Raw genomic sequence first — 467 nt, 5'->3', positions numbered from 1 at the left:
AGCCAGCCCACGGCGAACCAGGCCTGTGGGTCGCGGCGCGCCATCTTCCGGTACAGCCCTTCAGCCACCTGCTCGTCGTTGAGGCGCCCCAGCGCATCCTGGGCGGGCTCCAGCCGGCGCAGGAATTTGCGGCCACGGCCCTGGAGTGCCGGCGCGAAGAACTCCGTGAGATAGCGCAGGCGCTTGATGCGCTTGCGCACGCCGTGCCGCGTTTCCGCCGGCAGGGCGGCAAAGCCTTTCGCTTCCTTGCCGATCTTGCGGTGCAGCCGGCGCAGGGCCTTGCGGACCGTGCGCCGCGTGCCATGGGCATCCAGCGCCGGCGGGTGCGTGCCCGTGGGCAATGGCTTCGCGGGCGCGGAAGCACCCGCGGCGGCGAAGCCCATCAGCGCGATCAGCGCGGCCTGGAATGCGCCGTCGCCCACGACCTCCTGCGCCGAGGTGGACGGCGGCTCGTGCGCTGCGATGGC

The 467-nt window shown here is 72.6% G+C and carries 1 protein-coding gene; it reads right to left on the bottom strand.

Going from position 1 to position 467, the window contains the following annotated elements:
• Positions 1-467, bottom strand: a 467-nt coding sequence (locus tag GVJ63_RS21885) for a CHAD domain-containing protein (RefSeq protein WP_159227360.1), incomplete at both ends; no start/stop codon positions are given.

It is taken from the genome of Pantoea sp. 18059, from assembly GCF_902706165.1.
Lineage (GTDB): Bacteria > Pseudomonadota > Gammaproteobacteria > Enterobacterales > Enterobacteriaceae > Pantoea > Pantoea agglomerans.
The sequence above is the reverse complement of the archived record's forward strand: the minus strand, read 5'-3'. Positions and strand labels throughout refer to the sequence as shown.